General features: G+C 50.9%; 9 protein-coding genes, 2 other RNA genes and 1 pseudogene. 7 read left to right on the top strand and 5 right to left on the bottom strand.

All coding sequences use genetic code 11. The annotated features are described in order from the left end of the window. Nucleotides 1–1,374, bottom strand: coding sequence for a Sapep family Mn(2+)-dependent dipeptidase (locus ACIHKT_RS07640; protein ID WP_174403020.1), 1,374 nt, complete (start codon nt 1,372–1,374; stop codon nt 1–3). A gap of 289 nt (nt 1,375–1,663) precedes the next feature. Here ACIHKT_RS07640 and ffs point away from each other — a divergent pair. The 6 genes from ffs (at nt 1,664) to ssrA (ending at nt 5,600) form a co-directional block, all read left to right on the top strand. After that, an RNA gene (gene ffs / locus ACIHKT_RS07635) (signal recognition particle sRNA small type) lies at nt 1,664–1,758 on the top strand. A 128-nt stretch (nt 1,759–1,886) separates the two neighbouring features. After that, a complete protein-coding gene (gene dnaX, locus ACIHKT_RS07630; RefSeq protein ID WP_086036889.1) occupies nt 1,887–3,584 on the top strand; it encodes a DNA polymerase III subunit gamma/tau in 1,698 nt (565 codons plus the stop codon). 110 nt (nt 3,585–3,694) lie between these two features. Next, nucleotides 3,695–4,036 carry a YbaB/EbfC family nucleoid-associated protein gene (locus tag ACIHKT_RS07625; RefSeq protein WP_086036396.1) on the top strand — a complete coding sequence of 114 codons (342 nt, stop codon included), beginning with the start codon at nt 3,695–3,697 and terminating at the stop codon, nt 4,034–4,036. Next, on the top strand, nt 4,036–4,641 hold the full coding sequence (gene recR, locus ACIHKT_RS07620; RefSeq protein ID WP_086036394.1) for a recombination mediator RecR: 606 nt from the start codon (nt 4,036–4,038) through the stop codon (nt 4,639–4,641). Before ACIHKT_RS07625 ends, recR begins: the two co-directional genes overlap by 1 nt. A gap of 23 nt (nt 4,642–4,664) precedes the next feature. Beyond that, entirely contained in the window at nt 4,665–5,129 is a 465-nt protein-coding gene (gene smpB, locus ACIHKT_RS07615) for an SsrA-binding protein SmpB (protein WP_404352255.1), read from the top strand. A 75-nt stretch (nt 5,130–5,204) separates the two neighbouring features. Next, nucleotides 5,205–5,600, top strand: a transfer-messenger RNA (tmRNA) gene (gene ssrA, locus ACIHKT_RS07610). A 310-nt stretch (nt 5,601–5,910) separates the two neighbouring features. Here ssrA and ACIHKT_RS07605 read toward each other — a convergent pair. From ACIHKT_RS07605 to murQ, 4 genes are all read right to left on the bottom strand, one after another. Continuing rightward, entirely contained in the window at nt 5,911–6,657 is a 747-nt protein-coding gene (locus tag ACIHKT_RS07605) for a YARHG domain-containing protein (RefSeq protein ID WP_086036888.1), read from the bottom strand. A gap of 483 nt (nt 6,658–7,140) precedes the next feature. Then, the gene (locus tag ACIHKT_RS07600; RefSeq protein WP_086036388.1) at nt 7,141–8,034 is read right to left on the bottom strand and encodes an HAD hydrolase family protein; all 894 of its coding nucleotides are present in this window, start codon (nt 8,032–8,034) and stop codon (nt 7,141–7,143) included. A gap of 14 nt (nt 8,035–8,048) precedes the next feature. Then, nucleotides 8,049–8,885: a MurR/RpiR family transcriptional regulator gene (locus ACIHKT_RS07595; RefSeq protein WP_174192827.1), complete on the bottom strand. Its 837-nt coding sequence runs from the start codon at nt 8,883–8,885 to the stop codon at nt 8,049–8,051. Nucleotides 8,886–8,913: 28 nt separating this feature from the next. Next, nucleotides 8,914–9,840 carry an N-acetylmuramic acid 6-phosphate etherase gene (gene murQ / locus ACIHKT_RS07590; protein ID WP_086036384.1) on the bottom strand — a complete coding sequence of 309 codons (927 nt, stop codon included), beginning with the start codon at nt 9,838–9,840 and terminating at the stop codon, nt 8,914–8,916. A 459-nt stretch (nt 9,841–10,299) separates the two neighbouring features. Here murQ and ACIHKT_RS07585 point away from each other — a divergent pair. Further along, nucleotides 10,300–11,738 (top strand): annotated as a pseudogene (locus tag ACIHKT_RS07585) (PTS transporter subunit EIIC). The last annotated feature ends 322 nt before the right edge of the window (nt 11,739–12,060 follow it).

Here is a 12,060-nt window from a genome sequence, read left to right as displayed (position 1 = left end):
TCATTTGGTTGCCATATCGTACATTGCCTGCAGGCAGATTTGGGCGTGCTGCATAAAGCGGGCAAGGTCAATGCTTTCATTGGTATTATGCAGGCGGCGGTCCGGCTCGTCTGGGAAGAAAGGTCCAAACGCAACGCCGCGGCCATTCAGTTCCCGCGCGTAGGTGCCGCCGCCGGTTGCGTATACAGTGGGTTCTTCACCCATGACAGCAGCATACGCGCCTTTCAGCAGGCGGATAAGGTCGCTGTCTTCCGGCAAGTACAGCGGACGGTTTTCGCAGGTGCGTTCGCAGGTGAGGCCGTAGGGAGCGGAAATCATTTCCAGATGTTCCAGAATGTCATCACCGCTGGCTGTAACTGGGTAGCGGATATCAAGGCCGGCGCTGGGGGTACCTTCTCCAATACGTACCAAGCCGAGGTTTAGTGTCAGCGGACCGGAAGGCTCATCGCTCTGCTGAATGCCGGCGGAAGCGCCGTCATATTCGGTTTTTACCTTGTCGGCGAGGAACAAGAGCACACTGCCCATCTGGTCCTTGTCCAGCACTTTGGAGAGCAGCATAATCAGCTTTTCGGCGGCATTGACGCCTTCCTGTGGCTGCATAGCATGGGACGCCACACCGACCGCATCGATACACAGGCCGTCCGGTGTACGGGTGCAGCGCAGGGTGTCCTCGTCCGCCGTCAGTTCCAGCAGCGCATTGGCCTGGTCCTCGGAGCAGACCACAACAGCGGAAGCATTTGCGGGGACCGCATTTACTACGTCGCCGGCCGTAAACAGCCGTACAGCGGTTGACTCTTTTCCACCGGACAAATCTATACGCAGAATGCCCTTTTCCCGGTTGCAAATGCCGTAGTCACTGTCCGGCGTAAAGGCAAAGACCGGCATAGGTTCCGACTGGTAATACGTTTCAATGTCGTTGCTGGCCACTTCTTCACCGGCACCGAAAATAACGCGGATACGGCGCTTGGTTTTTACGCCCGCATCCTTGAGGGCCTTCAGACAGTACAGGGCTACCACCGCGGCACCCTTATCGTCCGCGGTGCCGCGGCCGTACAGCAGGCCATCTTTTTCCACGGTATCAAACGGCTCAGTTTCCCAACCGTCACCGGCGGGTACAACATCTACATGACACAGCACATCAGCGTATTCGTTGCCTTCACCGTACACAGCATGGCCGGCATAGTTGCCGACGTTCTTGGTTTCCAGTCCAAGGTCGTCCGCAATACGCAGAATGGTCTGCAGTGCGCGTGCACTTTCCTCACCGAACGGCTTTCCGGGCAGCGGGCTGTCGACAACCGAGGGGATTGCCACCATTGTCTTCAGCGTTTGGTGCATCTGTTCTTTATAGGGCAGAATATGTTCTGCAAACAGCATAGTAAAAACTCCTTTGTTTTTAATTTTATTCCGTGGGTATCCGCATTCTTTGGCGAGTGGAAAGAACCCCAGGAAAAGAGAAATTTTGCCCCGTTTCTGCGGCAAGGCACAGGGCCGGAAAGCAGAAGCAGGGACACTTCTACAGTATAACACAAAAACGCATTCGCAGGCAGGAAAATTCAGAAAATACTTGCGTTTTTTCTGAAAAACGGATATAATAAATATTGTATTCTGTACTGTACAGAGAATGAAAAAGCAAGGCAGAAATCGTGCGGCAGGATATGCAGATGGGCGGGCTCTGTGCGGCGGGGCGCCGTGAACCATGTCAGGCGGGGAACCGAGCAGCATTAAGCGGAGTGGCCCTGTGCGATGCAGGTTTGTCTGTCCATCTGTATATCCGGCAGTACGGCGGCGCGAAGGCGCCTGTCTTGCTTTTTTGTTATATATACGCATATATTCACCGAAAGAGGCAAAAAATGGGGCAGTTCCGCTGTCGGAAAGGAGTGTTGCGTATGTATCAGGTGCTTTACCGCAAGTGGCGTCCGCAGGTTTTCGCGGACGTAGTTGGACAGCCGCAGGTCACCAAAACGCTGAAAAACGAACTCATTGCCGGGCGGGTGGCGCATGCCTACCTGTTTACCGGCTGTCATGGCACCGGCAAAACCACCTGTGCCAAGATTCTGGCGAAAGCGGTCAACTGTCTGGACCCACAGGATGGTGAGCCATGCGGAAAGTGTGATATCTGCCACGCCGCACAGGATGGCACCCTGATGGATATTGTGGAAATTGACGCCGCCAGCAATAATGGCGTGGACAGTATCCGCACGCTGCGGGAAGAGGCAAACTTCACACCGGTAGCCGCCAAGTACCGTGTGTATATTATTGATGAAGTGCATATGCTTTCCACCAGTGCATTCAACGCTCTGCTGAAAACGTTGGAGGAGCCGCCGGCACACGTCATTTTTATTTTGGCAACCACAGAAGTACAAAAGCTGCCTGCCACCATTCTTTCACGCTGTCAGCGTTTTGACTTTCACCGCGTTCCGCCGGAAGAGATTGCGGCTCGTCTTACTTATATTTCAGGGCAGGAAGGCGCCTCGCTGGAACCGGAAGCGGCAATGCTGCTGGCACGTTTGTCGGACGGCGCTGTGCGTGACGCGCTTTCTCTGCTGGACCAGTGCCTTGGCCGCAGCCGGGAAGTGACGGTACAGGTTGTCAATGAAGCAACAGGTCTAACCAGTCGGAACCATTTGTTTCAGCTGGCAGATGCGGTTTATCAGCATGACAGCGCTGCGGCGCTGTCTGTGGTAGATAAGGCACACAGGGATGGCAAAGACATGGCTCGCCTTTGCGAGGAACTTTCCGCCCATTTTCGTTCTTTGATGCTGATTAAGACCATGCAGAATGCCCGTCCGCTGGTTGCCGTAACCGAGGACGAATATACGCGGTTGGAACAGCAGGCGCTGAAAATTCCATTGCCAGTTATCCTACACGGACTGGATACACTGCAGGATGCGCTGGAGCGTATATACCGTGGCACGGACCGCCGTACCGAAATGGAAATGAGTATGCTGCGCTTGTGCTGTCCGGAGCTTGATGACAGCCGGGCTGCGCTGGTTCGGCGCATTGATGCACTGGAAAAGCGGGCACCGGTTACGGCCGCCGCCGCGCCTGCCCCGGTGGAGCCGGTGCAGGTGCCGCGGCAGGATACCGCGGCAGAACCAGTGCCCACAGCGGAGCAGACACCACCGGCCGCTGTCATTCCGGAACCGGTAAAGCCGACAGAACAGACGCCTGTTCCGGCTGTGCCGCAGACAGCCTCCCCACAAACAGCGATTGTTCCCCGGAAGAGTTCCGCCCGGCAGACGGCGGCTCAGCTGGCGGAGAACGCGGTGCCGTTGACCGAGTGGCCGGAAATTGTGCAGGCACTGCAGCAGTACTCCAAGTCTATCGCCACCGCATTCCGCGGCACCAAAGCCTACGTCAGCGGCGACTATGTACTGATTGATGCGCATAACGATTTGGCGTTTCAGCTGCTGCGGGAATCTTCCCAGCGGGACAGTATGCGCCGTGCCATTCAGCAGGTGACTGGCAGAACGTACCGGCTGGGGCCGTACCGCCCCGCACAAAAACAAAAAGAAGAAATTGACCCGTTAAAAAAGCTGGAGCAGCGCGCGCGTGCAGAAGGCATTCCGGTCATTGAAAAATAAAGTGAAAATCATGACATTTCCCCTTGACCTTTTCGGGTGGAATGTTATATGATTTGACGCAGGACAACATAAAGATTCAGGAAAATAGGACATATTCGGAGGTCTTCAATATGAAAGCAAGGGTTCCCCAGAGCAAAAGTCCGCAGAACCTGCAGCAGATTGCCAAGCAGGCACAGAAACTGCAGGAAAAGATGAGCGAACTGAACCAGGAGCTGGACGAAAAAGAATATACGGCTACTGCCGGCGGCGATGCGGTCAAGGCAACAGTGCTGGGCAAAATGGAAGTAAAAAGCATTGACATCAAGCCGGAAGTCGTTGACCCGGAGGACGTGGAAATGCTGTCTGACCTTGTCATGGCTGCCGTCAATGAGGCGCTGCGCGCTGCCGCTAAGGATAAAGAAGAGCAGATGGAGTCACTGTCCGGCGGACTGAATATGCCGGGCTTGTTTTAATGGCAGGGGGGTATCAGGTTGCGCCGCTGGCACGTCTGGTGGAGCAGTTCGAGCGGCTGCCGGGCATTGGGCACAAAAGTGCTCAGCGCCTTGCGTACCATGTGCTGGGCATGAGCCGCGAGCAGGTGCAGGCCTTTGTGGATGCCCTGCTGGAAGCACACGATAAAATTCATTACTGCAAAGTGTGCTGTAACTTGACCGACCAGGAGCTGTGTCCTATCTGTCGGGACGAACGCCGGGATAATTCCGTTATATGCGTAGTGGAAGACCCGCGCGACGTTGCCGCCATGGAGCGTACCAATGAGTACAACGGAACCTATCATGTCCTGCACGGTGCCATTTCGCCGTTGTCGGATGTTGGTCCGGACCAGCTGTGCATTAAGGAACTGCTGGCCCGCCTGCACGATGGAAAAGTGAAGGAAGTTATTATGGCAACCAACCCGACAGTAGAGGGCGAAGCCACTGCCATGTACATATCGCGCCTGATTAAGCCGCTGGGCATTAAAGTAACACGCCTTGCGTACGGCATTCCAGTCGGCGGCGATTTGGAATATGCGGATGAGGTGACGCTGCTGCGTGCGCTGGAAGGGCGCAGTGAGCTGTAACGACTGGAAACGGGGGTGAACCGATGCGGAAAGAAAACTTTAAAACGATTGCCCGCAACAAAAAGGCATACCACGACTACTTTGTGGAAGAATCTTTTGAGGCGGGTATCGAACTGTGCGGCACAGAGGTAAAATCTCTGCGCGGCGGCGGGTGTAACTTAAAGGACGCATGGTGTTCGGTAGACGATGGCGAACTGGTCGTTCACGGAATGCGTATCAGCCCGTATGAGCACGGCAATATCTATAACCGCGACCCGGTGCGCACCCGCCGGCTGCTGATGCATAAAAAGGAAATTATGCACCTGTTTGGTAAGGTAAAACAGCAGGGGTATTCGCTGATTCCGCTGTCCGTCTACTTTAAGGGCAGCCTTGTTAAAGTGCAGGTGGGCCTGTGCCGCGGCAAAAAGCTGTATGATAAGCGCGCTGATTTAGCTGCCCGTGCCGCAAAGCGGGACATTGACCGCGCCATGAAAGCACACCTGCAGTAAACGACCATTTATGGTCTTGCATTTATAAAAGAACCATAGTATACTGAAGATGGCCGGAACAGCGGCCAATTTTATGGGGATGTAAAGGTTTCGACGGGGGCTGGGAACCCCGGCAAGCGAGCAGCGGGGCGGGACCGCTTCATCAATCCGTACCTTAAATTTAGATGAGAAATCTTCTAAAAACAACAGCAATGTCATGAACGTTAACTTTAACAATTATGGGATGGCTGTTGCAGCTTAAATAAAAGCTGCCGTCCTCACTGGGAATACCGCGGCCCGGCTGAGGGCGTAACCTAAGCGGTGAACGTGAACCGAACGATGCCCCTCGTTCGGTCATGATTTAGGGGCTGCCGGTACACTGAGCCTGCCAGTGGGCGCTGTGCACCGGGAGAATGAAATCACCGGCTACGCTCGTAGAAAACCGAGGCAAACGGCTTTCGGACAGGAGTTCGACTCTCCTCATCTCCACCAATCAAATACTGTGCGAACTTTTTATCATAAGTATACTGCTTTATCTATATGTAAAAAGGGTAATCGCACAAATAAAAAACACCCCCAGTGGACGACTTTCGCGGCTGTCTACTTGGGGGTGTTTTTATGTTTGTATAGGTATATATTCTAAACAAAGAATCACATTTTCCATCTATATTCACAGTTTAAGCATGTAACCCAAACACCTTTCGCATGAATATTTTCGGCAGCCAAACTATAAGTCCAACAATAGCAGCTCCAATGACAGCTTTTCCTATTCCAAAACCTTTTTTATTTGCACTTAAAGACGTTACCGCCATCCGTGGCTCTGCTGATACTTGACGATTGTGTCCACGTTGGCAAGCTCGATGGAGTTTAGCCGGCTGCGGACATTAGATTCGTTACAGCTTGGGTCACGGACATACCACGTTTTATTATTGAAATAATTGCTCCAGTGCGCTGTTTGAAAGTTGTATCCGTGCCGCGCATAAATTTCATTGAGAATTGCATTCACTTGGTCTTTATCAAAGTACTGCAGTTGCTCCACGGAAATGCAAGCCGTGTCGGTCGGCCACAGATAGCCGGAATCTGAAACATTGTTGTAATAGTCCTGCACATTCCCTTTGCCTAGGCCCGCACCGGAAGCGTAATAATAGTAGTTATTCACGACCTGCGGCTTGGAAGAAACAGCGGATGATGGTGCCTGACTGGAGGAAGTCGGTGCGGCGGACGACACCGCAGAAGATACCGCGGAGGATTCCGCACTGCTTCGCATAGAGGAAGATTGTGTCTGCTGGGCTGTTTGTGCTGCCAGATTTTGATCCCCTTTTTTCAGCATTGTGACACAGATAATCAGCACAATCAGCACGACTGCCACCAATACGGAAATGAGAATTGGCATCAGATGACGATTGTTTCCGCTGTGCTGCTGTACGGCATACCGGCCTTCATTGGACTTGTTTTCCTGCTCAATGGCTTTCTCCTGCAGGGGGTATCCACAGCCTGGGCAAAAATGCACATGGTCAGGTACATCTCTGCCGCAATTTGGGCATTTCATAAAATCTCCACCTTTTTACAACAATTTTTACAGTACAATTTTAGCATGGTTTTTGTCAATTTTCAACGATTCCCTTTTTTGAGAGTGCATGAGGAACCGCTTTTCTGCCATGTGAGTTTTCCTGTACATTAATGGCGTGATAATTTGGATTTACCTCAATCCATGGCTCACCATCTAAAAATCCAGCATTTTAGTGTTATCCTATTGCATGGGGGGTCGTGCGTTGTCGCGGCTTTTAAAGTGGATGGCACGCATGACTTTTTCGTTTTGTCCGGGATGTTTTTTACATAAGTCCCGGTATGCATTGCATGTTTCAATATCTCTGTATTGGGAAACATCCTCAAATGCTGCCTTTGTGCTGGAAATCTGTCCCGAAAATGGGTTGTGAATGAATTTACTCAAAAAATGGCCTTGCTCCTTTTTATGAGGAACAAGGCCATTATGTTTGCTTCAAGCTGTTTCCAAATCACTTTGATTTGTCCATCAGGGGCAGTCCAGAGGGGAGTGCCCCAGCTTTTCTGAACAGTCGGTCGAGATGGCGGCAGGCCGCAGGATGTATGTTTCAATGGCCAAAGCCACGCCGTCTTCGGTGTTTCGGCGCGTCACGGCATTTGCCGCTTCTTTTACACGTTCGCACGCATTGCCCATGGCAATGCCGAATCCACTGGCCCGGAGCATCTCAATATCGTTTTCACTGTCACCGAAGGCCATGATATTCTGATTCTGTATTTTTGTTCCAGATGAATGCAGGCAACGGCAAAAACCCAAGAGCCCCGCTGCTTTTGATGTTCCGCGGTTCATGATTTCAAAGCCATTCGGCGTGTTAACCAGGGAGAAGATGCCCCACGAGGAGAACTCTGCCCACAACTTTTGTTTGAAAGTGGAGGGGATATTTGGAAGATTGATTTTTTCAATGGGACCTGGCAGTGCATCACCGAATGAAAGGCTGCTGATTTCCGTGCCGATCTTTTCGACAACTTCCGCATGGAATGGATTCAACAAGAAATCAGACTGGTGCAGAAGTTTTTCGCGCTCGACGTAAATCTTTCCATCAGCCCACAGTTCGGCCCACAGTTTTTTCGGAATCGTCCGGAAAACGGCGGCAGCATTTTCCCGCGGAATACAGTTGGAATACATGATTTTCTTGTCTTTGAGGCGATAGGCGAGAGCACCGTTTGACGTTATAGCAAACTGCACGGCGGGCAGAGCCATGACAGCTTCCGGCATGGCGGAAATGATTCTTCCACTTGTGGGAACGACCAGGATATGTTCGGCGACCACTTGGTCGATGACTTTTGCAGTACTTTCCGTTATGCTGCGGTGGTCGTCAATCAGGACGGTACCATCCATATCAAGCGCAATCAGTTTGATGTTCACATCGAATCTCCATCCTATTTCAGCCTGTTAATGGCATTGCGCGTTTTTACTATATATTCTTTGGTCTGCTTCATGTCGCTTTTCGCAAGGCCGAGATAAAGAAGGTCGGTGACGATAAGAGAAGCGTTTCGGGAAGCGATAGCGCCGAGCCGCAGTTCGCGTTCCGTGGTGGGAATATACAGCAGGATGTCAGAAAGCTTTGACAGCGGTGTCTTGCGGAATTGAGTGATAGCAATGGTCATGGCACCGATTTCTTTGGCAAACTTCATAGCGGTATTCACTTCATGCGTTCTCCCACTGTAGCTGATGGCAATGGCGGCGTCCCGGTTCGACATATGGGCGGCGGAAGCGAGTTGGTCATGGAAGTCGTTGTGGTAAACGACGCGGCGGTTGATGCGCGAGAGCTTTTCCATGAAATCCATGCAGACAATGCCGGATCCGCTTACTCCGAACAGGTAAATCGTCTGGCATTTTAAAAGCGCCTGAACGGCCCGGTCGAGATTTTCGGTATTCAGCAGGCGGTAAGCCTGATCCTGGAGCATCATATTCAGGCCTTTGGATTTGTTCACGACGGTTTCCATGGAATCCTCTTCCTTGATGACGTCGTCGAAGTTTATGGCCGCTTTGCTGCTGTCGCGCGCAAGATCCACTTTCAAAGCGGTAAAGCCGCGGTACCCGAGCTTGTGCGAAAAACGAATGACAGCGGCGGCGGAAACTCCAACCATGCCGCCCAGGGCCTGCGCGGAGCTTTGGACAACCTCGTTGGGATTCTGCAGGATGTATTTCGCAATTTTTTTCTCAGTCGAAGTGTAGCTCGCCATTCCTTCCTGCATTTTATAAATACAACTCATTCGCTGCTTCCCCTGTTCTGTACTTTCTTTATTGCTCTTTCTCAGAATGCTGTTTCAAAGAACGAATCGCCTTCGAAATATTTCCATTTGCATTTTTTAATATTATACCACAGTTTTCTTTCGGCAGGTGAGTGATTGCCATACAAATCGCGATTTTTACTTTGCCTCCGCTTTGTTCCAGATAGCGGAGTGCTTCTTCATAGCTGCATTTGCTACTGGACATGATGATATGCTTGGCGCGCTCCACCAGTTTTTCATTTGTCGGCTGAACGTCGACCATCAGGTTCTTGTAAACTTTTCCGTATTTTATCATCAGAGAAGTGGAAATCATATTGAGAATCATTTTCTGCGCGGTGCCGGCTTTCATGCGCGTGGAGCCGGTAATCACTTCCGGCCCGACGATTGCCTCAATTTTGGTGTCTGCATGTTCGGAAATCTTGGCATTGTGGACGCAGCTGATGGCTCCGGTCAGCGCGCCGATGGAATTGGCATAATCGAGGCCGCCGATTACATAGGGGGTCCTTCCGCTTGCGGCAAGGCCGATGACGGTATCATCTGTGGTGAGACCGGCTTTTTGGAGGTCGCCTTTTGCGAGCTCTGTGTCATCTTCGGCGCCTTCCTGCGCTTTCAGCAGCGCTCCGAATCCCCCGGCAATCAGCCCCTGAATCAGAGACGGGTCAACGCCGTAGGTTGGGGGGCATTCGCTTGCATCCAACACGCCAAGGCGTCCCGATGTACCGGCGCCAATATAAATAACCCGCCCACCTTTCATCATTCGAACATGGATGCGGTCGACGAGCTCTGCAACCTTGGGAAGGACTTTTTTTACCGAAAGGGCAACAGTCTGGTCCTCCTCGTTAATAACGTGCAGAATATCGATGGTGTCCATTACGTCGATGTTCTGGCTGTTCGGGTTCACTTGTTCTGTTTCGAGCATATTTAAGTTAATCGACATATTGATTTCTCCTTAATTTTTCCCGCACCCGGCATCCAGGTGTCCGGAGCGGGGGATTTTTCAGGCCCTGTCTTTCGATGCAGTCTGTGAGCTTCCATCACTATTATATCAGTTTGAAACTAAATTTCAACATTACTTTATAATTTATAAAATATTAATTCAAAAATATTTTAAAAATCTATCCTGATGCTGCTTTGCTGATTTAAAAATGATCAACAATAAACACAATATTATAATTCGTTTATCTATAAAAACATATAAATAGTATCAACTTTGCAGGAGGACATACGTTTTAAAAGAAAACCTCATAAAATAAAGTAAAATATTATTTCATAAAATATATAAATTTTACGAAATAATATTGACATATAAAATTTAATGCGTATAATGAGAGGCAGACAGAGCAAGCAGCGGATCGTTTGATTTTAATCTCAAAGGGAAGGGAAGCATGAAAGTATTATGAACTATCAAAACACTGCTGAACAGGTTCTTGCGGCGGTCGGCGGAAAAAGCGATGTCGCCGCTAACATGACGTGTATGACACGTCTGCGCATCAGCATATCTGACCACGGAAAGGTCGATACCCCCGCACTGAAAAAAATCGACGGGGTGCTGGGAGTGGTCGACTCCGACACGGTGCAAATCGTTTTCGGTCCCGGCACAGTCAACAAAGTTGGCATGGAATTTTCAAAACTGACAGGCCTTGCACTCGGGTCCGATGAAGCGAGTGGCGAGATGAAGGATGTCAGGGAGGTTGCAAAAGAAAACAAAGCTGCAAACAAGGCGAAATACAATGGCCCGGTTCAAAGGTTCCTAAAACATATCGCCAATGTCTTTATTCCTATTCTTCCGGGCATTATTGCGGCAGGCCTTATCAATGGCATTATCAATGTCATCAATGTTTCCACCAACAATGCGATGGCCACGGTCTGGTGGTACCAGGTGATTCATGTAATAGGCTGGGCACTGTTCCTGTACCTGCCAATCTTTGTGGGCATGAACGCAGCAAAGGAATTTAAAGGCTCGGCAATTTTAGGCGCGCTGGCAGGTGCCTATTTCGTTGCTCATCCGCTGATGCCTCTTCTTGCCAAAGCAAAAGACGGGTCGCAGATTTTGCTCCCGCTGACTGATAAAGTATTTAACCCAGGCAACGGCGGCCTGATTTCCGCATTGATTGCCGGTATCTTTTTGCTTTTCTGGAAAGATGGATCCGCAAGATTATGCCGAATATTCTGGATACGTTCTTTACCCCGCTGCTGACTGTGATTATCGGCGGTTTGATTACCGTCATTGTGCTGCAGCCGATTGGCACATGGCTTACCAATGGAATTTACTTCGTACTCGACTTCCTCTATAAGGATGTAGGCGCTATTGGCGGATATATCCTTTCGGCCGGATTCCTCCCGATGGTTGCCGTTGGACTGCACCAGGCTTTGACACCAATTCATGCTATGCTGAATGACCCAGCCGGACTGACGAAGGGCATCAATTATCTGCTGCCGGTTCTTATGATGGCAGGCGGCGGCCAGGTAGGCGCCGGACTTGCACTTCTGCTGAAGACAAAGAATAAGAAACTCAAAAGGGTGGTTGGCGATTCGATTCCGGTAGGAATTCTCGGCATTGGTGAACCTCTGATGTATGCCGTTACCCTTCCGCTCGGCAGACCGTTTGTCACGGCATGCCTCGGTGCCGGCTTCGGAGGCATCCTGGCTTCGCTGTTCCACATCGGCACGGTTTCCCAGGGCGTATCTGGCCTGTTCGGACTTCTGATTGTTGTTCCTGGGCAGCAGCTGGAATATGTGCTTTCCATGCTGGTCGCTTATGCGGGAGGATTTATTCTCACATGGCTGTTCGGTGTAGATGAAGGCCGCATCAACGAGGTCTATGGAAAAGAGTAAGCCCCGTATCCATTGGTATAAGCCTGCAGATTAAAATCATGAAAGATGTGAATGGGACAATGAACAATATCTACAGCTTTAAGGCGTATCAAGGCCAGGGCGAAAGGTATATCACGTGCAAGGACTTGAAAAGCGCGGGGTTTTTTGTCAACATAGTGAAAAGAGTGACGGACTAGCTGCTACAATCCGCTGTAAAAAGGCTTTACAGCCAATGACTGTGCGGCAACGGAAGTCGGCGGCAAGACCCTGGGCCTTGTTGCCGGGACCCCGGGCGTTTTCCGTACATAGCTTGTTTCGCACAGCGGGAATGCCTACGGAATCA

The sequence above is a fragment of the Caproicibacterium sp. XB2 genome, from assembly GCF_044880635.1.
GTDB lineage: Bacteria > Bacillota > Clostridia > Oscillospirales > Acutalibacteraceae > Caproicibacterium > Caproicibacterium lactatifermentans.
Note: the sequence above shows the minus strand (reverse complement) of the source record. Positions and strands in the feature narration are given on the sequence as shown.